The organism is Microbulbifer hydrolyticus (genome assembly GCF_009931115.1).
Classification (GTDB): Bacteria; Pseudomonadota; Gammaproteobacteria; order Pseudomonadales; family Cellvibrionaceae; genus Microbulbifer; species Microbulbifer hydrolyticus.
Genome location: NZ_CP047491.1, coordinates 535,967 through 560,121, shown reverse-complemented (window position 1 = coordinate 560,121; position 24,155 = coordinate 535,967). Strand labels below are relative to the sequence as shown.

The following is a 24,155-nucleotide window of genomic DNA, read 5'->3' as shown; positions in this document are numbered from 1 at the left end:
GATACATCCTGTGGACGGAACAGAGTTGCGTGAAGGGTAATACAGGCGGGGAACAAGTTGTAGGGCTGAAGCACAGCCCCTGATCGGGGCGGGGCGAATCGATACGGAACGATTACCTGTCAGGTTGTGGAGTGTCGGATTACCCCGCCCCGACCAGGGAGTGCCACCGAACCCCAGAGTAGTCCGGCGGCACAACCTCATTCAGGCATTCTCAACGCTGACGTGCACTTGTTCAGAGGACTTGTCACCTTTCAGCTTGGGGCGAAGTGTCTCGATTACCTTGTACAGGTTTGGCACCAGCAACAGGGTCACGAAGGTGGCGCAAAGTACGCCGAACGCAAGGCTGACCACCATCGGGATCAGGAACTGGGCCTGGATCGAGCGCTCGAACATGATCGGCATCAAGCCGATAAAGGTGGTGATGGATGTCAGGATAATCGGACGGAAGCGATCCCGGCCCGCCTGCACCACCGCATCCATCACGGCCATGCCCTCGGCACGCAGCTGGTTGATACGGTCCATCAATACCAGATTGTCGTTCACCACCACACCCGCGGCGGCCAGGAAGCCAAGCATGGACATGATGCTGATGTTGTACCCCATCAGCAGATGGCCGACGATTGCACCAAAGAACCCGAAAGGTACCGCGGTGAGAATCAGCAGCGGTTGCGAGTAGGAGCGGAAGGCAATGGCCAGCAAGGCGTAAATCACAAACACGGAGAATAAGAAGTACGCAATGAGCGCGATCACGAAATCGTTCTCCTCCTGCATCTCACCGGCAGTTCTCAAGGTGAAGCCCGGGAACTGGCGTTCCCATTTTTTCAGGTTCTTGTCGCGCAGCTCCTTCAGGATTTCGTGCGCTGGGGCCGTACCCGGGACCAGCTCTGCTGTAATCTGCACGGTGCGTTCACGGTCGTTGCGGCGGATGGTGGTATAGCCCGGAACGTACAAGGCCTCGGCCACGGCACTGAAAGGAATCTCCCCTTCATTGGTGCGAATGCGGATACGGTCGATCTGCTCCTCATTCGCGCGCTCCTCTTTCGGGTAGCGCACCATCACACGCACATCTTCGCGGCCGCGAGGAATACGCTGGACTTCTTCACCGTAGAAGCCCTGACGCACCTGCTTGGCCACGTCCGCGAGGCCAATGCCCAGATTGGTGGCATGGGGCTTCAGCTGGATTTCGATATCCTGGCGCGCACTGATCAGGTTGTCGCGCACATCGTAGACACCGGCAAACGCATTCAGCTCTTTCTTGATCGCATCCGCGGCGCGGCGCATTTCGCTCATATCGCCGGAAGCCGTGCTCAGGTTCAGGGACATGCCCTTGCCACCATCGTTGATGGTGTGCTGGATATTCATCTCTTCCACACTGGCCGGCAGCTTGCCGATGTACTCACGCCACTTGAGCGCCAGCTGCTCGGATGTCACATCTCGCTGCTCACCGTCGTATAGCTGCAACAACACGGTGACATTGCCCCGCCACAAGAACACCATGGTGTTGCGCACGAAGTCTTTACCGCCATTCAACGCCAGCATTTCGGGATCTTTCGCCAGCTGCTCACCGGCGCGCTCAAACTGCTGCATCACGCGCTTGGTTTCTTCGAAAGACTCGCCCTGGGCCATGGTGGTACGCAGTTCCAGCAGGTCGGAAGGCACTTCCGGTGAGAAGGAAGAACCGATGTAGCCACCTTTGAATACCGCAAGCGACAGGATCAGCGCCATGAAGAAGATCATCACCGTGGCACGGCTATTGCTCAGGGACTTTTCCAGCAACGGCAGGTAATACTTCTCGCCAGCCGTCTTCATGGCACCGGCAAATTTGCCGCGCACATCCTGCAGCTTGCGCCCGATTCCGGAGGTCGCCGGCTGCTCCGGCTTCAGCTTCACCAGGTGCGCCGGCAGAATCAGCAGCGATTCCACCAGAGAGAAAGACAGGCACAGCAGTACCACTACCGGCAGCGGCATCATCATCTGCGAGGTATAGCCGGGCAGGAAGAGCATCGGCACAAAGAACACCATGGTGGAAACCACGGCGAAAATCACCGGCGCGGAGACGGTTTTCACACCGGCCTCTGCGGCCTGAAGGCCGGTTTCACCGCGATCGTGGGCGGCATGCACCGCTTCCCCCACGATGATTGCATCATCCACCACGATCCCCAGGATCATCAGGAAAGCAAACAGCGACAGCATGTTCAGGGTGACGCCGGTCATGGGCAGCAGCCAGAAGGCGCCCATAAAGGCGGTGAAAATACCAATGGTCACCCATACTGACAGCGCCGGGCGCAGGAACAGCATCAGCAACACGAACACCAGTGCCAGGCCGGTTACCGCATTCCAGAACAACATGCTCATGCGGCTTTCGTAGGCTTCGGAGAAATCGAACCAGCTCTCGAACTGCATGCCTGGGGGCAGCGTTTCGCGCGCTTCGGTCATGAACTCGCGGATGGCTTCTGCCGTAGCCACCACGTCCAGCGGCTCACCTTGCATCACCCGCAGGTTCATCGCCGGCTTGCCGTTGAAGCGGATCACCGACCCCTCTTCCTCGAAACCGTCGTGCACTTTGGCCACATCGCCGAGCAGCAACTGGGTTCCGTCCTTGCGACTCACAAGCGGGATGCGTTCGAAGTCGGCACCCTTGTAGGCCTGGCCGCGGGTCTGCACCTGGATATCCCCGCGGTCGGAACGCACCATACCGGCGGGCAGGTCCAGTGAAGAGCGGCGTACCGCATTGGCCACATCGTCGAACGAGAGGTTGTAGCGACGCAGGTCGATTTCGGAAACCTCGATGGAAACCTCATCGTCGCGATCACCCCACACGTCCACACGGCGAACACCCGGTAACAGCATCAGCTTGTCGCGCAGGTCCAGAGCCGTGTCTTTGAGCTGGCGCGGCGAGACGGGACCGCCGATGGCGATCATCATCATCTGCTGCTCCCACTCTTGCAGGGCAACAACCGGGCGCTCGATATCACTGGGGAAGGTGTTGACCGAGTCCACCCGGACCTTAATGTCATTCAGCAGCCGCAGCTGGTCGTAGCCGTCTGTTGCCTTGACTTCCACGGTGCTGTGGCTGCGGCTAGACCTGGAATTGATCTCCTTGATGCCCTTCACTTCGGAAATGGCCTGCTCCACCCGCTGGGTAACCTGCTGCTCCACTTCGGCGGGGCCGGCACCCGGGTAGCTGATGTCTATCCGCACGATACCCGGGTTGATGGCCGGGAATACTTCCCGCCCAACTTTGAAGACACCATAAAGACCGCCAATGATGATCATGATCATCAGCAGGTTGGCGGCCTTACTGTTACGGACGAACCATCCAATGATGCCCTGCATGATCAGATCGCTCCCTGGGCGGAGGCAGTGCTACTGCCGGAGTTTTCTGCTTCGGCCTCTTTGTCCTCGCCGGCCTTTTCGCCGAGGATCAGGCCGGAGGGTTTTTCATTCAGGGGATTGGGACTCAAAACCATGCCCTCGCGGGAATAGCCAAGGCTGGAAATCACCACCTTTTCACCGGTGGCGATATCGCCCCGCAGCCAGACCTTGTCGCCCACCGCCTGCAGCAGCTCCACATCCTTGAACCCGAGCTGGTTTTCTTCATTCAGCACCAGGATGTGGTCGCCCTCGTGCAGCGCCTGGCGCGGCAGCAGGGAAATGTCGTCATAGGTTTTGCCAGCGATGTGTGCTTCCACAAACAGTCCGTTGATCAGCGGCGCCTCGCCCTGATAGGGGTTCTGTACCTGGGCTACCGCGTAAACGAAGCGGCTGTTGGGGTCAATGGCCGCCTCGGTGCGTACGATCTGGCCGCGCCACTCGCGCTGCTTGCCGGCAAGGCTTGCTGACAAGCGTACCGCTGGCCCGTTATCCAGGGCGCGCCCAAGGGGCAGCTCCAGCAGGGACAACTGGTGGTCGGTCAGAGGAAGACGCACTTCCGCCACACCCACACTGTGAATACGCGCAAGCTTGGTGCCCGGGGTTACGTATTGGCCGATATCCACCAGGGTTTCCACCACACGGCCGGCAAACGGTGCCTGTACCGCGGTGCGCGCCAGGTCCAGCTTGGCCTGGTCGCGATCCGCTTTAGCTGCGGCCAGCCCGGCTTCGGCGGCGGCCAGCTGTGGTTTGCGCAGGAACAGGTCATTGGCGGTTTTCGCGCCGAGATCGCGCCACTCGCGCTTGGCCTGCTTGGCCATACCCTGCTCCTGGGCCAGGGTCGCGGCTGCGCTGGCTACCTTCGATTCGGCACGGGTGAGGGCGTGGCGGTAATCGGCGGGCTCGATCTGGACGAGCGAATCGCCCTGATTGAAAAAGCCACCGGGGACAAAGGCGTCATTGACGCTTTCAATAACACCGCCCACACGCGCCACCACTTCGATCTCGTGACGGGCATGCACAGAGCCCTGGCTGGGCACCAGCAGAGTGTGCTGTCCGGGCTCGGCGTAGAGGATATCGGCAACCGGCGGAACCGCGGCATCCGCAACTTTTTCCTCCGGTTTTGGTGCCAGCAGGATAACAGCGGCTATTGCAGCGATACCGGCGACAATTACGATCCCTAAAACTTTGTTTTTACTTGAAGGCTTCACAGACGCTTCCATTGGTCAAAATTTAACTAGTTGCGCATTCTACTGGAGTTCGACGACAAATGAACGCCTTGTAGATGCAAGCCGTCGCATCAAAATGCGCCTGACCGCAAACTGGCATCGGGTGCAATTTCCGCCGAAGATTCAGCCTTGGTACGCGCCGCCGCATGCCCCATAATGGCCGCCCTCTTTTTGACCGTTACGCGCCACAGTTTGCTGCTCCATCAAGCTGAAGCGCGCGCCCGATTTTCGATTGATGGCCAGTGGCCAGCGCACCATCTGAGGATGTAAATAACAAGATGTTGGATATCAACGCCCGTATTGCCGAAGAGCTCAATGTACGCCCGCAACAGGTCGCAGCCGCGGTAGGCCTGCTGGACGAGGGTGCCACCGTACCGTTCATCTCCCGCTACCGGAAAGAGGTGACCGGCGAGCTGGATGACACCCAGCTACGTACCCTGGAAGATCGCCTGCGCTACCTGCGCGAGATGGAAGAACGCCGCGCCGCCATCCTCAAAAGTATCGACGAGCAGGGCAAGCTTACCCCTGAGCTGACCCAGCAGATCAACGCCGCCGACACCAAAAACCGCCTCGAAGACCTCTACCTGCCCTACAAACCCAAGCGCCGCACCAAGGGCCAGATTGCTATCGAGGCCGGCCTGGAACCCCTCGCCGACGCACTCTACGCCGACCCCAGCCTGAACCCTGAAGAAGAGGCGCAGAAATACCTCAACACCGATAACGAAGATGCCGCCCTGCATGTCAAAGACATCAAGGGCGCCCTCGACGGTGCCAAGTTCATCCTGATGGAGCGCTTTGCCGAGGATGCGGAGCTGCTGGGCAAATTGCGTGACTATTTGCAACGCGAAGGTCAGGTCAAATCCAAGCTGCTGGACGGCAAGGAAGAGGCCGGGGCCAAGTTCCGCGACTACTTCGAGTACGCCGAGCCCTTCTCCAAGGTGCCCAGCCATCGCGCGCTGGCGATTTTCCGCGGCCGCAACGAAGGTATTCTGGCGATCAACCTGGGGCTGGAGGGCGACGAAGAGCGCACCGCCACCCAGGCACACCCCTGCGAAGTGATGATCGCCCGCCATGTAGAGATCGAAGACCACGGCCGTGCCGCCGACAAGTGGCTGGGCGAAGTGGTGCGCTGGACCTGGCGCATCAAACTGCTCACCAGCCTGGAAACCGACCTGCTGGGCCAGCTGCGGGAAATGGCAGAAGAGGAAGCCATCAAGGTGTTCTCCCGCAACCTGAAAGACCTGCTGTTGGCAGCGCCGGCGGGCCAGAAGGCCACCATCGGCCTCGACCCCGGCCTGCGCACCGGGGTAAAAGTCGCAGTGGTCGACGCCACCGGCAAGGTGCTGGATCACACCGCCATCTACCCCACCCCGCCGCAGAACCGCATTCAGGAATCTGCCGCAGTCATTGCCGCCTTCTGTAACAAATACGATGTGGGCCTGATCGCCATCGGTAACGGCACCGCCAGCCGCGAGACCGACAAATTTGTCGGCGACACCATCAAGCAGTACAAGCTCACCGCACAGAAAGTGATGGTGAACGAGGCCGGGGCCTCCGTGTACTCCGCTTCCGAGTTTGCCGCGCGTGAATTCCCGGACCTGGACGTCACCATTCGCGGCGCCATCTCCATCGCGCGCCGCCTGCAGGACCCGCTCGCAGAGCTGGTGAAAATTGACCCCAAATCCATTGGTGTGGGCCAGTACCAGCACGACGTGTCCCAGACCCAGCTGGCCCGCTCACTCGATGCCGTGGTGGAAGACTGTGTGAACGGTGTCGGCGCCGAGCTGAACTCCGCTTCCGCGCCGCTGCTGTCCCGCGTATCCGGCCTGAGTGCGTCCATCGCCAACAACATCGTTACCTACCGCGACCAGAACGGCGCGTTCAAGAATCGCGCCCAGCTCAAAGACGTCCCGCGTCTCGGCCCCAAGGCGTTTGAACAGGCCGCCGGCTTCCTGCGCATAAACAATGGCGAAGACCCGCTGGACAAGTCCGGTGTGCACCCGGAAGCCTATATCGTGGTTAAACGTATCGCCGAGAAGAACGGTCGCGAGATCAACAGCCTGATTGGCGACTCCGGCTTCCTGCGCAAGCTGAACCCGATGGACTACACCGACGAAAAATTCGGCCTGCCCACGGTAAAAGACATTATCAGTGAACTGGAAAAACCTGGCCGCGACCCGCGCCCGGAATTCCGTACCGCCAAGTTCGAAGACGGCGTGGAAGAGATCAAGGATCTGCGCCCGGGCATGGTGCTGGAAGGTACCGTCACCAACGTCACCAACTTTGGTGCGTTTGTAGACATCGGCGTGCACCAGGACGGTCTGGTACACATCTCTGCGCTGTCAGAGAAGTTCGTCAAAGACCCGCACGAAGTGGTCAAGGCGAACGACATCGTCAAGGTGAAGGTGATGGAAGTGGACGTGGCGCGCAAGCGTATCGGCCTGTCCATGCGTATGTCTGACGAACCCGGTGAACAGGGCAGCGGCGGCGTCAAGAAAGGCGACCACCGCGAGAGTCGCCAGGCGCAACGACACAACAACCGCAGCCGCCAGCAACAAGGCGGTGGCAACGCTGGCGGCCGCGGCAGTATGGGCGACCTGCTGGCGGCGGCGATGAAGGGCAAGAAGTAACCCCTCACTGCAGCAATAAAAAGGGCGGCCACTGGCCGCCCTTTTTATTGGGTGATAGACGCAATGCGTCCACCGCTCGATAACTTCAGGACTGAAATTCAGCGCCAGGGAAGAAATCGGAATGCGTATTCAGGGTGAGCCGGAAGAAGCATCGCCCACAGAGATGGCATCGACAAAGACGGAATAATCCGTAATGGCACTACTGTTGCCACCGAATTTAAATTCAACCCGTGCGGGTACTACACCCGGTGTCGCGACTTCATAAACGCCAATCACCTGGCCATTAAGTTCCAGGGTGTACTCGTTGCTGGTATCGACAGACTCCCAGCTAACGGTTAACCGGTTCCATTGGCCGGCGTTGTACATTGCCACTGCTATTTGCCCATCGGTCGCGGTACGCGCGCGAAACTCTTCACCGTCTTTGAACAAGTTGTCGATCACGCGGTTAGCCGAGTTGTACTCATCACCGTAAACGGTCACCAGTGTGTCCACATCGATGCCCTCGGGAATAAACACAGACGCGCTGACAGAGCCGGTGTTAATCGCACCCAGGGCAAACTCGTGACGCATACGCACCTGACCTTCGCCGGTGTGGGTGAATTTAACAGACTGAATGCCCTCGGCGGCGTTTTCGTCAGAGACGACTACCTCTCCACCCTCGCTGTCGATGTCAAAGCCCGTGGGCGCGGTGCCCAGGGTATCCATCTCAAAGCCGAAGTCGGGGACACTGCTGTCGCCACCATCACCGCCGTCTCCGCCATTACCACCGTCCGGCGGCGTAACATCGACGTCGACGTCAGAGCCACACGTGTTAGTGCCCTCGGCAATACAAAAATCGTTAAAGCGAACATACTCATCGCGCAGCATCTCGACGTTGTTCAGGCTGCGATATATACCCCACTTGGGACGATTAAACTCCGCATTATCGCGCCACATATCGATGTCATTATTGCTGTAATCGATCAAGGTCTCATTGTCGCTGATACGCTTCATATGCACTTCTAGACGGCCTGCGTCCTGGTAACGTGTGCGAACGAATACTTCAATCCACTCACCCAAAAACGCATCCAACTCGGCCGCTGTAATCTCATCGACACTCACCAGGCTGCTCGCCTGATGCAACACTTGCAAACGATTGGGTGAATCGGCGCGCGGGGTAAAGGTCAAAATGGGTGGGCCATCATCGCCACCGCTAGCTTTAATCTGGAAGATATGGGTAAACGAGCTCGACGGCTGAAAGCCCTCGGGCAAGCGGAACTTCCATGAATATGTGGTTATTTCACCCTCGTCGCCTTTGACACCAGACGGTGATGGACTATACGTTTTTACCTCGATACGCTGACGGTCGGTGATGCTATCCAGACACCGGTCTCCATCGACATCGGTGTCGATAAAGAACTCAAACACCGGCTTACCCAACTCCTCATCCATCACCTCGGTAATGCGGCGATTGTCTTCGGTGGCGTCTTCGGGGCACACCGGAGATTCGACTGCCGCACCGCCAAAACTATTGTTGAACAGCTCATAGGTATTGCCCGGACCATCGGCGGAAACGACCACACGATCGTTGACCTCATACTCCAACGTGTCTTGGAAGTGACTGCGCGCCTCGTCAACCGACACCAGGGCCATGCTGCTTGAGCCGGAATTGGCCAATAAATTAATAACGGCCATATCGTCGGTAAAGGCATCGGGCTCTTGCTCAAAATTTATGGCCGTAGCCGCGCCTTTGGCCATCTCATGGATAGTAATACCGTTACTCGCATCGCCATCAACGTCTAACGACAGCATCAGACGGACTGTGTTAAGCACCGCGTTACTGTTGGCATCGGTGGTATCAAAAAGATTGAGCGGGGTCAGAGTCGGTCCGGTGGAAATGGTGGGGAACGCCAAATCACCGATTGAGAAGGTGACCGTTTCACCGGAAAAATACTGGTAGCTACCGTCATCGGCAGTAGCACCGGCCACAGAATTGGTTTGGAAATCCAGATTAGCAACCGCGCTGTCGACGAAAAAGCCCTGGCGTGCCTCTTGGACATCGCTGCCATCGGTACCTCCAGAACTGCTGGAACTACCAGAACTGCTGGAGCTACTGGAACCGCCGGAGCTGCTGGAACTGCTGGAGCTACTGGAACTGCTGGAGCTACTGGAGCCGCCGGAGCTGCTGGAACTACTGGAGCTGGAGGCGCCACCGGAAGAGCTCATCGGGATCAAGCCGTCGCCCACTTCGGGCGTGTCGCGTGAGATATCGTTACCACAGGCGACAAGCAACCCTGACAGAAGCGCCAGGGTTAATTGTTTGAGCAGGGTCATAAATCACCATCTGTTTATTATTTGCAAACCGCATTTATTTCTATGTCGGCTGCCATACTGTCCCGCTAAAACAGCCTGACTGTCAAGTGGTAATACCAGTTAGGCGCGCAAGTGCACGCGACCCCAACCCAAAAAAGGTATTTCACGTCAAACCATGGCAATTGCGCCAGAATGAACACTGCAGTAATAAAAAAGGGCGCCCCTGTCTTCCAGCTTGATAATTCGGGAAGATCTTCAAAATATCCGACCAACCCAAATGATTCTTTTATTTTCCCCGCGCCCATTTAGTGTTTTTTAATCCCGATTATTTTTAATCTTAATTATTCGACTCTGACCCGATTTTTTTATTGCTGACACTCCCGTCAGATAGATCACACTTTCCCCTATCCCACTTTAAAGTGGGATTCAGCCGAACCGGTTCTGCGTATACAGCCTTCATTTTTCGGTGCTAGCTTTATTTTCGCGCTCCCTTCCCGAACGCTTAACAGGTGCATTCAACGAAAACAAAACGACAATAAGAAAAAGGAAATCTTATGGCTCTTCCACGATGGATATCGATCAAACGTATAGCCCGTTACCTGTCCGCAGCCTGTCTTGCCACCGCCGCCGGCTCCACACAGGCGGCAACCGTGGACCTGCTGGTGCTCTATGACCAGTACTCTTCCAACTACTTCTCCGGCGATCCGCAGACAGCCATGGCGAACTGGGTGAACCAGATGAACGCCGCCTACGCCGACAGCCAGATAGACCTGCAATTGCGCTTGGTCGGCGTGCGCCACAATGAAGAGGTTGGCGCGGACCAGGGTGCCGTGCTGAACAACCTGCGCCAGAATGGCGCCGTGCAGTCCCTGCGCGACCAGCTCGGGGCCGACTTCGTCTCGCAGATGCATACTACTGGCGCCTGCGGTGTGGGCTATGTGGCCGTGGACCGCAACTGGACCTGGAACGTTGTACACCCGGGTTGCGGCCCCATGGTGATGGCGCACGAACTGGGCCACAACATGGGCCTGAACCACTCCCGCCGCCAGGGTGATACCAGCGGCGCGCGCTTCGGTTACGGCGTCGGCTACGGCGTGGATAACGTGTTCGTGGATATCATGGCCTACGAGGGCGTATTTAATACCACCCGCGTAAATCGTTTCTCCAATCCCAACCTCACCTGTCGCGGCTACCCCTGCGGCATACCGGTAGGCAATCCGCAGGAAGCCTACGGCGCGCTCGCCATTCACAACGTGCGCGACGAGATTGCCGCGTTCCGACCCACCGCCGGCACCAGCGGTCCTGTGGTGGTATCCCAGCACTGCAACTTCGGCGGCTACAGCGTGGGCCTGCCTGCAGGCAATTACGACCTGGCCGAACTCAACCGGCGCGGCATACTGAATGACGACATTTCTTCGATCCGTGTACAGAGCGGTTACAAAGCCGACCTGTTTACCGACAATAATTTTTCCGGCAACGTCGTCAGTAAAACCGGTGACGATAATTGCCTGGTCAACGACGGCATGAACGACCTCACCAGTTCCCTGATCATTTCCACAACTGGTGGCTTCAACCAGACACTGCAAGCTGAGAACTACTCGTCCGCTGCCGGCGTGCAGCTGGAAAACACCGCGGACACCGGCGGCGGCCAGAATGTGGGCTGGATCGATACCGGGGACTGGATGGCCTACAACAGTATTACCATTCCGCAAGCCGGCAACTTTACGGTGGAATATCGTGTGGCCAGCCTGAACGGCGGCGGTCGCCTTTCCCTGGACCTGAATGGGGGCACGACCATCCTCGGCGAGCTGAGCCTGCCCGCCACCGGCGGATGGCAGAACTGGGTAACCGTAAGGCACAGCGTGTATATCCCGGCCGGCACCTACAACTTTGGTGTCTACGCACAAGCCGGCGGCTGGAACCTGAACTGGATTCGCATCAGCCGGTAACACTTGTTGCCCCCTCGCGCCCGGCATTTGCCGGGCAATTTATCTTCAGGCAAATATCAACATGAAAAAAATTGTGTATTCGGCGTGCCTCGCGGTCGCAGTAATCGGCACTATCTGGTGGTCGCTGGAAAGAACTTCCGATGCTGGCACACCAGCTCCCAGACAGACTGAAGTGGCGGTTTCAGCCCCCCCAGAAAATGAAACCGACACCGACCCGAAAGGTGCTGAAGAGCGCCGGAAAACTAAATCCGAGACGGAAGCCAGGGCGGTATCGCAAGAAGTGCAGGAGCGCGTAGAAATCATGAGAGCGCGGCGGCCGGGGAGAAACTACACCGCATCCGAAGTGGAGCAGGCTATGGCGCGCGAGGATATGTGGTCGTCAACCGGGGAGGTTGCCACCAGCAAAATTCCGCTCGCGGACGAGCAGCTACACGATGGCCGCCAGCTTGTTCAGTTCAGCCCGGTAAAACTGGAGAGCCTGCAACCGGGTGACACGGTGAAGGTGGATATCACCGAGGCCAATACCGCCTACGAGGTGGTAATCGACCGTGTCGAAAAGCACGATTACCACAGTGTGAGCTGGTATGGCCATATCGACGGCAACGACGGGCAGCGCTACCAGGTCAGTTTCACCCGCGGCGAGACCCTCACCGTTGGCGGCATCGACACCCCCTCCGGCAACTACCAGCTGCAGGCCCACGACGATGCCGGATGGATCGCTTCCAGCGGCTCGCTATTTGTTACCAGTGGGGAAACCGACGCGGTCTACCCGCCGGGTCATACCCCCGACCAGTAAAACTGAGAACAACGTCGGAAAACATCGCCACCGATGCCGGGCCACTGCAGAAAAATCCAGGGTACCGCGGCCCGGGGAGACCGGGTACGGCATCAGCACTGGAACAGCACCAGTGCATCGCCGCTACAAATCAGTCGCCCCCCCTCCCCGGTGCAGCGGGTCTCCAGGTTCACCAGCGCCTTGTCCGCGCGCAAGCGGGTGACGGTGACCGTTGCGGTGAGAGACTCACCGGCGCGCGCGAGTGTGTGGAATTGCATGTGCTGCTTCAGGTAATTGGTGCCGTGTCCCGGCAGTTCCTCGCCAAGCAGGTACGAAAACAGCGCCGCGATCAACGGCTCGGGCACTTCGCGCCAGTCTCCCTCCGCCTCCCCCACCTTCGCCAGCCGGCACCATTCCGCCAGCGCTGGCTGGTCAAAGCTGCGACCTACGGAGACGCTGTCGCCAACGGTCAGCGCATGAAAGCGCGGCAGTTTTTCGCTCATGGCTTTTGCCCCTTCGCTCATGGCTGTTTCATTCCCGCTCATGGCTGTACCTTTTCATCCAACACCAATCGGCAACGCCCTTCCAGGCAGACTTTTTCCTCGCCCCGGGTAATCCGTGTCACCAGCTCGATGTGTCCATCGGCGGACTTTTCTGCGGGCACGAGAGTGGCGGTGAGTTGCTCGTCGGCATAGGCCGGGGCCGGGAACATCAGGTCCTGGGCTTCCAGCCGCGCGCCGGGGTAATGGATGTGAACCAGTCCGCGCAGTACGGTGAACAGCAACATGCCGTGGGATACGGTGGCGCCAAAGCGGGTCGCGGCGGAATAATCCGGGTCCACATGGATCGGATTGAGATCGCCACTCAGGTCTGCGAAGCGGTTGAAGTCGTCCTGGGTAAGGGCAAAGTCTCGAGTAATCGCCCGTAAGCTATTTTCTTGCATTGCGTGCGTGGTCCTGTGAATAAGGTTCAACGTTTTGCCGCGTCGTCGCGCAGCGTCTGTTTCACTACTTTGCCCAGCGCATTGCGCGGCAGTGCGTCCATAAGCTGGAACGCTTTTGGCACCTTGTAGCCCGCCAGCCGTTCGCGACAGAAGTCCCGCAACGCGTCTTCGTCGGGCGCGACGGCTCCGGTGCGCACGCCGAAATAGGCCTTGCCCACTTCGCCCCAGCGGTCGTCGGGCATGCCCACCACGGCCACCTCGGCAATCGCCGGGTGCTGCTCGAGCACCTTTTCCACTTCCGCCGGGTACACATTCTCGCCGCCGGAGATATACATATCCTTCCAGCGGTCGACGATGTAGTAACAGCCGTCTTCATCGCAGCGCGCCACGTCTCCACTGTGCAGCCAGCCGTCGCGGATCGCATCGCGGGTGGCGTCCGGGCGGTTCCAGTAGCCCGGGGTGACATTGGGGCCGCGCACCAGCAGTTCGCCGGCCTCGCCAGCGGGCAGGTCGCGCCCGTCGCGGTCGACGATACGCACCTCGGTCAGCAGCTGCGGACGGCCCACGGAGCCCACCTTGTCGATCACCAGCTCCTCGTCGAGGAGAAACACCGTGGGGCCGGTTTCCGTCATACCCATGCCGGTGCGGATACGGATGCCCTGGTCCACGTAGCGCTGCGCCACCGGCAGCGACAGCGGCGCACCGCCGCAGCCCCAGGAGCGCACGCCGCCAAGGCGTTTGCCATCGAACGCCGGATGATCCAGCAGCGCCTGATACACTGCCGGCACGCCAAAAAAGACGGTGGCGCGGTTTTCCAGTTCCTGCAGTGCCCGGGTCGGGTCGAAATTGCGCGCCACCAGCACGCAGCCGCCAACCAGGAAGACCGCGGACGAATACAGGTTGATGCCGGCGGTGTGGAACAGCGGCAACACGTTCAGCAGCACATCGTCCGCGGTGAGGTTCACCGCCAGGCCGACGTTGAAATGATTCGCCAGCATCATACGGAAGGTCTGGATCACCCCTTTGGGCCGCCCGGTGGTGCCGGAGGTATACAACAGATACCAGGGCGTGTCCGGGCATTTTTCCGGATGCGGAGACAGATCCGGTTCGGTCGCTGCCAGGTCACCGTGATAATCGCGCTGCCCCGCGCCCGCGCTATCGAGCGCAACCAGGGCGAGGGAAGACGAGCGCGCGCCCAGTGCTGCAGCCTCATCGGCAAACTCGCCACCGAACACCAGCGCGGCGGGGGTGCAGTCATCCATCAGCACCTCCAGCTCCGGCACCGCCAGGCGCCAGTTCATCGGCACCAGGATCAGCCCCGCCTTGGCGCAGCCAAACAGCATCGCAAAAAACTCCGCGCGGCTGTGGCCAAGGTAGGCGAGGCGGTCTCCCTCGCGCAGGCCCCAGTGCTCGCGCGCGGCTGCCGCCAGGCGCGCGGCGCGCTCATTGAATTCGCGATAGTTGTAGTGCTCGCCGCTCTCCAGATCTTCCAGCGCCGGCCGTTCCGGTGTTACCCGCGCCCGTTGCGCCAGCAGGTCAAACATCTCCATGCTTACCTCCGTATCGTTATTGTTCTCCTGTGAGGCTCAGTGCCGTCACCGGGTTTGTTATCGGTTGGTTTTCCGGGTTCCAGTACGCTCGAGGAAGGCGGCCATACCCAGTTCTGCCTCGTCGCTATCAATCCGTGCCACAAACTGCTCGAGCTCCATCTGAAGTCCGCGCGCCACACGCTCCGGGTACGGGCGCGTCAACGCCAGGGTATTGCGCACACTGGCGGTTTTGGCGGTGCGCAGGCGCGCGACGACTTCGTCGGTCATTTCGGCCACGCATCCATCTTCCGCCAGATAATTCACCAGTCCCCAGGCAAGGGCCTCTTTCGCCTCGATGCGGCGATTGGTCAGCTGTACTTCCAGTGCACGACCGCGACCGATACGCTCAGGCATCAGTGCGGTCCAGCCTCCGTCCGGGCTGAAGCCCACAGCGGTATACCAGGGCGCGAAATGCGCGCGGGGCCCGGCCACCACGATATCGCAGGCCAGTACCAACCCCAGGGAGCCGCCGGTGACCATGCCGTGCACCTCCGCCACCGTAGGTACCGGCAGGTGCAGCAGGTCCAGTATCACGTCGTTGAGCGTGCCGACCAGGCGCCGGGCATAATCGGCCCGCGCAGGGCGCGGCACCTGATAGAAAGCGGCGATGTCGCCGCCACTGGAAAAGGAGCGTCCCTCGGCACGCAGTCGCAGTGCCGCGGGCCTGTCTTCCCGGCAGCGCGCCAGTGCATCGCGCAGGCCATCGAGCATCTCCTGCACCAGTGCGTTGTGACGCTGTGGGCGGTTCAGGGTCAGGGTAGCCACCCCTTCGGCTAGCTGGTATTTCACCGATGCTGTATTCATGCTTCCCCCCCACTGGCCTGCGGACTCAGCCCGCTGCGCAGCAGGCTGGAAACCGTCGCCACAATTTCGTCCACCGGTACATCCCGGTTCCACAGTGCATAGCGAATACCCAGGAAGTTCGACATGCCCATCAGCGCCCATACCCGCACTTCGTTGTTGCCCGGGGAAATCTCGCCGTTGCCGGCGGCACTGGCGAGCATCTCCAAGTACCGCTCGCCGAAGGCCTGGTAGTAATCGCGGTAAATGGTTTCGTCCACAAACTGGGCCTGCTGCAATACCCGGTAGAGCGCCGGATTGGCGCACAGGTACTGCAGGAAAGCGCGCAGTCCCAGCTCCTCGGCCTGTAGACGATCGCCGGCACCTGCCGTTTCCGCCTCGAGGTGTGCGCGCAACTGGCGCCCCATGTGTTGTACCAGCTCGCGCAGGACGTCTTCCTTGCCGCCGAAATAGGTGTAGAAGGAACCCAGCGCTACCCCGGCCGCGCGGGTGATGTCCGCGATACCGGTGCCGTGAAAGCCGGTGGTGCCGAACGCCTCTTCCGCGGCCTTGAGAATGCGCGCGCGGGTGCGCGCGCCACGGGCGGTCTTGGGGGAGCCCGGCGCGGAGCCGTCGGTACGGGTGGCGTTGGCAGTAGAACTCATGGGCAAGGCACGTTACTCGCTGGCTTTATATGAAACCTGAATCGGTATTCATGTTATGCCAGGCACGCACGCGCGTAAGTCATACCTTGGTCATACAGACAGTGCGGCGATGGCCCCCGCTGGAGACAAGTATCGAGGACAGGAAGAAATGGCGCAGCGCCACCCTGTGAGTTACAGGCCGGCTCGGGTGAAGAATCGAACTAGAAGAATCCGCTATACCGGGAATTCGGCTCCCGGATTACATAGAAAGTTCATCGGCTTCCCGAGTATGGGGTGCTCAAACCCCAATTCCTGCGCATGCAGCAATAACCGCGGCGCCGCGGCTAGCGCCAGCTCGTGCGCATAGAAAGGATCGCCGAGAATCGGGTAGCCCATGGCCTGCATATGCACCCGTAACTGGTGCGAACGGCCGGTGACCGGGATCAGTCTCAAGAGGCTGGTTTCCCCATCCCTGTCTAGCTTCTGCCAGCGGGTCAGGGAAGGCTTGCCAGATTCAAAGCAAACCTTCTGTTTCGGCCGGTTGGGCCAGTCACAGATCAGCGGTAGATCGACCTCACCCTCGTCCTCCTCGGGCTCGCCCCAAACGCGCGCCAGATAGGACTTTTCCACCTGGCGATTCTGGAATAGCCCGCTCAGCTGGCGATGCACCTCCGCTCCCAGCGCCATCACCACCAGTCCCGACGTATCCATATCCAGACGGTGCACGATCAGCGCGCCTGGATAGCCCTCCTGGGCGCGACTGGCGAGACTGTCTCTGTGCGCCGGGTCGCGACCGGGCACGGTGAGCAGGCCACTTGGCTTGTCGAGCACGAGCAGGTGGGCGTCGCGATAGACGACATCAAGATAGGGATCGGTGGGCGGGCTATAGGGTCGCAAAACGTCGGCTCTGGTATCGGGGCTGCAAGCTGGGGGGCGAAGCTTACGCAATTTCCAGCAATGTGGACATAACCCCGGGGAAGGGTTTCACAGAGAAAATCCGCAGACCAGAAACGTTTGCGGGTGCCGGCGAATACCGTAGCCCCTTCTAACCAACTAGCCGATCCGGGATAGTGCCTGCCTGATCGCTTCCGGAATGGGAACAGAGTGATTTTCGGCGCGCGCGACAAACACATGGGTAAAGCTGCCGCTCGCTGCAGCCTGGTTTGCACCAACGCGGAAAATGCCCACCCGGTAGACCACCGAGCTGTTACCGAGTTTTTCCACGCGGATACCCGCCTCCAGTTGCTGTGGATACGCCAGTGGTGCGCGGTAGTCGCAACTGGAGTTGACCACAAAGCCAACGACATCGCTGTTGTGGATATCCAGCCCGCCCTCCTCGATCAGGTAGCGGTTTACCGCGCTGTCGAAGTAGCTGTAATAGGTCACGTTATTTACGTGCCCGTAAATATCGTTGTCGTGCCAGCGGGTGGTGATCGGGTAGAACACCCGGTAATGTTCCCGGGTGAAATTATCGGGTTGAGATGGCTGTGACATCGGCTCTCTTCTGTATTTGCGGAGCTGGGCTTTGTAGTGACCGGGTCATATCCATTGATCAGAACGCGGCGCGGTATATTGCCAAAGCATCCTGCTCAGAGACTTCGCGGGGATTATTCACCAGCAGGCGCTGTTGCTCCATGGCATCGGCAGCCAGTTGCGGCAGACTCTCTTCGGTAACCCCACAATCCCGCAGGCGCACCGGCAGTCCCAGCCCGGTGATCAGGTTTTCCAGCCAGCAGATCAGCGCTTCGGTTTTTGCCTCGTCGCCTTCAGCCTCGGCACCGCTGCCCGGCTTTTGCGCCAGCATACCCGCATCGATACCTTCAATACCTTCAATACCTTCGATGCCACCAATACCGTCTAGAACCTCCGCGAGCTCCGCATAGAGCGCGGCTGCGGCGGGCGCATTGAAGCGCAGCACATGGGGCAATACCAGAGAGTTGCTCAGGCCGTGGGGAATATGAAAGTGGCCACCGAGGGGATACGCCAGTGCGTGCACCGCTGCCACCGGCGCGTTGGCAAAAGCCTGGCCCGCATAGAGGGCGCCCAAAAGCATGTTGCCGCGTGCCTTCAGGTCCGTTCCGCGATGGGTCGCACTGGCAATATTCGACGCGAGCAGTCGCAACGCCTCGCGGGCAAGCATATCCGATACCGGATTCTTTTTGTGAACGGACGTGTAGGCCTCGATCGCGTGCACCATGGCATCAATGCCGGTAGCCGCGGTCACTTTTGCTGGCAGGCCGAGTGTGAGTTTGGCATCGAGCAGTGCGGTATCCGGCTGCAGGTGCGGGGACACGATCCCGGCCTTGGTGGTCTCGCCAGTAGTGACGATGGCGATGGGGGTTACCTCGGAACCGGTGCCCGCAGTCGTCGGCACCTGTAGCAGCGGCAGGCGCGGCCCTCGCACCTTGCCGACACCGTACAGCTCGTCCAGGGACTGACGGCAATCCGGGTGCGCGAGCACCGCTACTACCTTGGCGACATCCATGGAGCTACCGCCGCCGAAGCCCACAATCATTTCCGCCCCCAGCGCGCGCGCGGCGTGTGCGGCGGCCTCGACGGTGGCATTCCTCGGATCGGCCTCGACCCGGTCGAAGATCCCGAGGCGCAGGTCGGTGCAATCAAACCCGGGCAACACTTCGTCCAGCAGGCCGGCGTTGACAATGCCATTGTCGGTCACCAACAGCACCCGGCCAGCGCCGGCGGCACGGCAGTGCTCCGCCAATTTTGCGGCGGCTCCAGCCTCACAGACGATGGTTCTGGTGGTGGAAAAGGTGAAATCTTGCATGGGACCCCCGTTAAACACAGGGAATCCATTGAACGGCCCAAAGCAGGGATTGGCCATTACCTCGGACTTCTGGCGAAAGCGGTTTGCGACGGAACGGGGAGCGCGATCAGCCCGGGCCCAGAGTCAGCTACAGAAGCCCCGCAGCAGGCGCAAAAGGGCCTCGCGGTTGGAAGCCCCCTTGATCGCCACGCTACTTACGGCGGAGAACTCCAGGCACTGCACCGTCCACAGAAACAGCTGCGCATCCAGCTCCGGATTCTTGCCGCCGATAGGCCGTATAAAGCGCAGCGCAATTTCCGCGAGCCCATCGTTGTACTCCTGGATCTCTTTCGCCAGCGCCTCGGAAGGATGTTGCTCAAACAAGTACGCGCACTCGATGCTCAGCTGCCACACCCGGCAAGTCGGTCCGGTATCAATCAGGTTACCGAAGATATCTGCCACACCCTCAATGTACCGGTCGCAGTCTTTCAACTCGCCATCGGCGCCCTGCAGCTCGGCCAGCAGCGCGTCGCTATCGCGGACCAGATCCGCGTTGATCGGCTCCATGGAGTTGCAGAATTCACGGAACGCCGTGACCAGAATATTATCCATGGTCCCGAAATAGTAGGTAGTCATCGCCAGCTGAACCCCGGCAGCACTGGCGATTGAGCGATGGGACAGCGCTGCCAGCCCCTTGCTGGCAATGATATCCAGAGTGGCTTTGAGGATTTTGGCCTTGGCAATCTCACGCTTCTCGGCCTTCCTGTTGGCCACAGAAGTCTTACGGGAAGGATCCCCGGAATTGATCTCGCCAGCGTCGCTGCTGGAAACCATGTTGACTGCCTCAGACATAAATTAGGTACGGGTGTTAAGGGACGCCAATGGCGCACCCTATACAACGGTTAATTATTGGTCAATCGTACAAGTAGAGCGCCAATAACAGCCCGAATTGTCGTCCTAACTATTTTCTGTGCCTCGTGTTTCGCCGCTGAAGTAACGCCCGCGAAGAACAGTGCCTCCCTGCGTCAACCGGACCTGCCAGTCAGGAGCCCTGAAGTCGATCGCCGGTATCATCAGACAACCGTTGCGCCACTTTGCTCCCCGCACTTTCTGCGGAAGTTGCACTGAAAACCCGCCCGATCAACGCGCCACCCTTTCGCCACCCCAGCAGGCTTTGCGCGGTCACCAGTCCGCCGAACATGGCACCCGCGACGCCGCAGCTCATGATGTCCTGACCGGTCAGGTAAAGCCCGGGAATCCGGGTCTTGGGCCGCAGCCAGGTCTGGGCAAACCGGTCGGGATCGTGATCCAGCCCGTAGATTTCGCCGCGGCGGTATTCGCAGAAATGCCGGGTGGAAAGGGGCGTGGAGAGTTCACAGTAATCGACCTGACCACGCAGTTGGGGGAAGTGCTTGAAGAGGTGCTCCAGCAGGCGCTCACTGAACTGCTGCTTGAGCGCTTCGTACTCCTCCCCACGCTTGCCCCAGGTTTCCTGCTGCCAGTGTTCAAACCATTCGTATTTGGCCGGTGCGACAATCTCGATGGTCGCACGCCCCGGATAGCGTCGCTCGAAATCCGGATCCTTGGCAGACGGGAACGAAATATAAACCAGCGGGATCTCCGCATTCTGGTCACCCAAAAACGCCGCGGTGTCCGCTTCGTAGTCTGCACTCGGGTACAGCCAGTAGTTGGTCTTCGGCAGCCTGAGTTCCGCGGCGGTGCTGCGCAACCCGATGTAAAGGCAGAGGTGGCTCATGGAGGGCTTCACCGCCTTCAGCGCGCGATGATAACCGGCCGCACTCGCGGCGCTTTGCGGCAACAGTTTTTCGAACGTATTGAATACGCCCGCATTGGAAATAACCGCCGGAGCGGTGATTTCAGTACCGTCCGCCATGCGCACACCGGTAACCCGCGCACCATCCAGTAACAAAGTATCTACACGGGCATAGGTAAACACCTCACCGCCGGACTTCTGGATCTGCGGAATAATGGTCTCCGCCATCCTGCTGGCCCCACCCACCGGGTAATACCCCCCGTACAGGTAGTGCTTGGCGATCAAAGCGTGAATGATAAAGCTGCCGGTTTTGGGCGTCATACCGTTGTCGCCCCACTGCCCGGTGAGTACGGCGATCAGCTCCTCATTGTCGGTGAGCTCTCGCAGTGCCTGGTAGGTAGTCTTGTTGAGGTAGTCCGGCCAGCGCAGTTTTTTGTACAGCCGGAATAGCGGTTCGCACCAGCCGGGAAACAGCTTTTCGAGCGTGATCACCGGCATCGCCTTTGCCACCGCCATCACCCGCTCCAGATAGGCTTCAATGACCGGCCTCTCACCGGGAAAGCGACGGGCGAGCTCCGCCACAAACGCATCGCGCCCCGCCACCAGGTCGTACTGCTGGTGGCCCAGGCAGATACGGTCGTAGGTGCTGTCCATCGGCGCCCACTGCAGCTGACCGCCGGAGATAAAATCGAACAGCTTGCGGGTCATGGTGGGGTGGCCACCCACATCGCCAATGTAGTGAACACCCACATCCCATTCGTAGCCGTTGCGATCGTATGCGTGGGTAAAGCCACCGGCGGTGTAGTGCTGCTCCAGCACCAGCACTTTTTTGCCTGCGGCGCTCAGCAGTGCCGCAGTCGTGAGCCCGCCGATACCGGAGCCGATAACGATGGCATCGTAGGGGCCGTCGAGCCGGCCCGCGCGGTAGCGGCGGCCTATACGCAAACGACTCGCTTGTGGAGCGGAACGGTTGGCAGAGACTGAAGATTCTGACGTGGACATGGGGCGCCTTGAGCTGTGCTCTGTTTATTATGTGGTTACTTTCCCACATTAGCCGCCCATCAGGGTGTATGCAACAAGTTGCACAGTACTGCAGCCACCCACGACGGGTGACGGCAGCGGTATTGAAAATTTGATTAGAGCAAGGAACGAAAATGGATCAGGGAACCGCTTTCAGGTTGGCGCGCCCATGGAATTTTCCACAGGTAACCGACTGTATCCAGTGCTCCCCTTGGGTGAACTGGCATTGGTAATCCTGCGGCAACTTGTGCCCGGCGGCAAAGCGCTCGGTCAGCGTCAGTACCAGCGTCTGCTCCTCAAGATGCAATTCAGTAACCTCGGCCACCTCGAAGCCAAAGTAATCGCGCACGGAGGGGTATAACGCCTTGAACAGGCTCTCCTTGGCAGAGAAGATCAGGGTGAGCGCCACCCGTTCCGACAGTCCCAGGCCGCAGAGAAGTTCCCGCTCCTGCCGGGTAGAGACGATTCTCGCCACCTCTCGACAGACCCGGGTGGACATCACCACTTCCACATCAATTCCCAGGTAGTCTTTGTCCGCGGTGTGGCTTACCGCACATACCGCCATGCCATCCACATGGGAGATAGAGCCGACCACGCCTGTGGGCCACAGCGGATTGCGCTTTTCGCCGATACCCACCTGCACATCCTGGTGTCGCACCGGCGCGAGATGCTGCAGTGCCAGCGCCGCGGCGTAGCGCCCGGCGAGAAATTCCGCCTGCCGCTTGGGCACCGAGCGCGCAATGGACTCGGGCATGGCGACACCCAGTTCGACAAATAGCTCCGGCTGGTAACTGGCCAAATCGAATTCACAAGTGACCAGGCACACGCCTGTGCCTGCATGCACTTCCGAGTGAACCTTGCCAATAAACTGGCGATCAACCCGCGGCATAATCTTTGCGGCTGCTTCTTGCATGTGGCTTTTCCCCGGCACTACCTAAGTCATTCCCGCCTTTTACGGCAAGCATGTTTCTACCGGACGCACACATCGTGCCAATAATCATCAACATAACCATTCCCTGACTACACCTCGTCCGCCGATTTAACTACGAGTACCCCATTACTTTGCAACAACACCGGGCAAAATGTCCTCAAGAATTCCGTAGAGCATGGCTACTCGCTCATCGTTGGGGAAGTACTTGTTGGCGAGCAGCACAAAGGCAAACTGTTTTTCCGGGATAAATGCCACGTAGGTGGAGAAACCGCCGGTGGAGCCGGTTTTGTTGATCAGCACGTTGCGCTGCGGCGGCAGCGGTGGCGAGATTGCGGTTACCGGACGATCGCCACTGATCATGTTACGGGAATTGCCCGCGAGCAGGGTGTCCTTTTTCAATGGCAGCGCGTACTGCTCCCACACCATATCCTGCACATAGTAATCGGTGCGGAAAAAGCCCTGGCGGGTAGTCTGTAGCGCCTGCTGCAGTGCCGGGGCAACCTTGACCAGCTCCATCTGCGCGGCGAGATAGCGGGTAAGATCCGCGGCGCTGGAGCGCACCCCATAGGCCTCCTCTCCCAGCAGGCCGATGTTCACCCGCACCGGCTGGTGCTTGCTGTTGTGTCCCTCGGCATAATGGGCCATCTGATCCTCAGGAACCTTCACGAAGGTCTGCGAGAGTCCGAGCCCGCGAAACACGGATTCGTGCATGGCTTTGGCGAACGGCTGGTTGAGACTGCGTGCGGCGACCACCCCCAACAGGCCACTGCCGGGGTTGGCGTAGGTGCGCTTGCTGCCGGGCGCATATTGAGGGTCCCAGTTGCGGAGATACTCGAGCAACGCATCTTCACTGCGCACCTCCGCCGGCACCTGTAGCGGGAAATGTCCGGCGGTGTGGGTGGCCAGGTTCAGCACCGCGACCGAGTCCATCGCGGTGCCCCGCAGTGCGGGCAAGTAGCCACTCACCGGCTCGTTGAAGTCCAGCGCCCCTTTTACCTCGGCATAGGCCGCGAGTGTTGCGGTGAAGGTTTTGCTGACCGAGCCTATTTCGAACAGCGTGTGCTCCGTGATCGGCTCACCGCCCTCCAATGCCGTCTCGCCCAGATTGAAAAAATAGGGCTCACCCTCGATTGTCAGGGCGAGAGCCATGCCTGGCACCCGGTGTTTCTCCACCAACGGCTGGACGGCATCGATGACAGCCTCTTCCAGTCGCTCCGGAGTTATCGACTCCGCGTTCGCGATAGCTGGCGCAGTTATCGACATATACGCCCCGAAAACCAGGACAATCAATAGCGGCACCTTCTGGTGCAAGTTAAATACGGTGATTGATGGCGGCATGGAGACTTCCCTGTGAAACTGTTGGTTATTGTCTGTGTCTGACTATCGGCGTGCCAATTAGTGCACTCTTGTTAGCGATAAACCTCGCCTTGGTGACAGAGTACTCGAAAGCCCAGCCGTGCCTC

18 protein-coding genes are annotated in these 24,155 nt (G+C 59.6%); 3 read left to right on the top strand and 15 right to left on the bottom strand.

Annotated elements, in window-relative coordinates; translation table 11 throughout:
* Positions 1–201: 201 nt before the first annotated feature.
* Entirely contained in the window at positions 202–3,336 is a 3,135-nt protein-coding gene (locus tag GTQ55_RS02350) for an efflux RND transporter permease subunit (RefSeq protein WP_161857288.1), read from the bottom strand.
* Positions 3,337–3,338: 2 nt separating this feature from the next.
* A complete protein-coding gene (locus tag GTQ55_RS02345) occupies positions 3,339–4,583 on the bottom strand; it encodes an efflux RND transporter periplasmic adaptor subunit (protein WP_237567781.1) in 1,245 nt (414 codons plus the stop codon).
* Between the two features lie 296 nt (positions 4,584–4,879).
* Between GTQ55_RS02345 and GTQ55_RS02340 the strand changes: the two genes are divergently transcribed.
* Positions 4,880–7,231 (top strand): Tex family protein, encoded by a 2,352-nt coding sequence (locus GTQ55_RS02340; RefSeq protein ID WP_161857286.1) that lies wholly within the window; start codon positions 4,880–4,882, stop codon positions 7,229–7,231.
* A 129-nt stretch (positions 7,232–7,360) separates the two neighbouring features.
* Here the strand turns inward: GTQ55_RS02340 and GTQ55_RS02335 are convergent, their stop codons facing one another.
* Positions 7,361–9,544 carry a heparin lyase I family protein gene (locus GTQ55_RS02335; RefSeq protein WP_161857285.1) on the bottom strand — a complete coding sequence of 728 codons (2,184 nt, stop codon included), beginning with the start codon at positions 9,542–9,544 and terminating at the stop codon, positions 7,361–7,363.
* 533 nt (positions 9,545–10,077) lie between these two features.
* Here GTQ55_RS02335 and GTQ55_RS02330 point away from each other — a divergent pair.
* Positions 10,078–11,472: a carbohydrate-binding protein gene (locus GTQ55_RS02330; RefSeq protein ID WP_161857284.1), complete on the top strand. Its 1,395-nt coding sequence runs from the start codon at positions 10,078–10,080 to the stop codon at positions 11,470–11,472.
* Positions 11,473–11,533: 61 nt separating this feature from the next.
* On the top strand, positions 11,534–12,268 hold the full coding sequence (locus tag GTQ55_RS02325) for a hypothetical protein (RefSeq protein ID WP_161857283.1): 735 nt from the start codon (positions 11,534–11,536) through the stop codon (positions 12,266–12,268).
* 92 nt (positions 12,269–12,360) lie between these two features.
* On the opposite strand, the gene GTQ55_RS02320 is transcribed toward GTQ55_RS02325, so the two are convergent.
* The 12 genes from GTQ55_RS02320 to ampC all read right to left on the bottom strand — a co-directional run bounded on the left by GTQ55_RS02320 (position 12,361) and on the right by ampC (position 24,030).
* Positions 12,361–12,792 carry a hotdog family protein gene (locus GTQ55_RS02320; protein WP_202620656.1) on the bottom strand — a complete coding sequence of 144 codons (432 nt, stop codon included), beginning with the start codon at positions 12,790–12,792 and terminating at the stop codon, positions 12,361–12,363.
* Positions 12,789–13,190, bottom strand: coding sequence for a MaoC/PaaZ C-terminal domain-containing protein (locus tag GTQ55_RS02315; protein WP_161857282.1), 402 nt, complete (start codon positions 13,188–13,190; stop codon positions 12,789–12,791). Before GTQ55_RS02315 ends, GTQ55_RS02320 begins: the two co-directional genes overlap by 4 nt.
* 26 nt (positions 13,191–13,216) lie before the next feature.
* Positions 13,217–14,740, bottom strand: coding sequence for an acyl-CoA synthetase (locus GTQ55_RS02310; protein ID WP_161857281.1), 1,524 nt, complete (start codon positions 14,738–14,740; stop codon positions 13,217–13,219).
* A 57-nt stretch (positions 14,741–14,797) separates the two neighbouring features.
* Positions 14,798–15,583, bottom strand: a complete 786-nt coding sequence (locus GTQ55_RS02305; RefSeq protein WP_161857280.1) for an enoyl-CoA hydratase/isomerase family protein — start codon at positions 15,581–15,583, stop codon at positions 14,798–14,800.
* Positions 15,580–16,224, bottom strand: a complete 645-nt coding sequence (locus GTQ55_RS02300) for a TetR/AcrR family transcriptional regulator (RefSeq protein WP_161857279.1) — start codon at positions 16,222–16,224, stop codon at positions 15,580–15,582. Before GTQ55_RS02300 ends, GTQ55_RS02305 begins: the two co-directional genes overlap by 4 nt.
* A gap of 213 nt (positions 16,225–16,437) precedes the next feature.
* Positions 16,438–17,100, bottom strand: a complete 663-nt coding sequence (locus GTQ55_RS02295) for a pseudouridine synthase (protein WP_161857278.1) — start codon at positions 17,098–17,100, stop codon at positions 16,438–16,440.
* A gap of 156 nt (positions 17,101–17,256) precedes the next feature.
* On the bottom strand, positions 17,257–17,697 hold the full coding sequence (locus GTQ55_RS02290; protein ID WP_161857277.1) for an acyl-CoA thioesterase: 441 nt from the start codon (positions 17,695–17,697) through the stop codon (positions 17,257–17,259).
* Positions 17,698–17,755: 58 nt separating this feature from the next.
* Positions 17,756–18,988 (bottom strand): iron-containing alcohol dehydrogenase, encoded by a 1,233-nt coding sequence (locus GTQ55_RS02285; protein ID WP_161857276.1) that lies wholly within the window; start codon positions 18,986–18,988, stop codon positions 17,756–17,758.
* 123 nt (positions 18,989–19,111) lie between these two features.
* A complete protein-coding gene (locus GTQ55_RS02280; protein ID WP_161857275.1) occupies positions 19,112–19,819 on the bottom strand; it encodes a TetR/AcrR family transcriptional regulator in 708 nt (235 codons plus the stop codon).
* Positions 19,820–20,009: 190 nt separating this feature from the next.
* Positions 20,010–21,743: a phytoene desaturase family protein gene (locus tag GTQ55_RS02275; protein WP_161857274.1), complete on the bottom strand. Its 1,734-nt coding sequence runs from the start codon at positions 21,741–21,743 to the stop codon at positions 20,010–20,012.
* 157 nt (positions 21,744–21,900) lie between these two features.
* Positions 21,901–22,674, bottom strand: a complete 774-nt coding sequence (locus GTQ55_RS02270; RefSeq protein ID WP_161857273.1) for a 4'-phosphopantetheinyl transferase family protein — start codon at positions 22,672–22,674, stop codon at positions 21,901–21,903.
* 144 nt (positions 22,675–22,818) lie between these two features.
* Entirely contained in the window at positions 22,819–24,030 is a 1,212-nt protein-coding gene (ampC, locus tag GTQ55_RS02265; RefSeq protein ID WP_237567780.1) for a class C beta-lactamase, read from the bottom strand.
* Between the last annotated feature and the right edge of the window lie 125 nt (positions 24,031–24,155).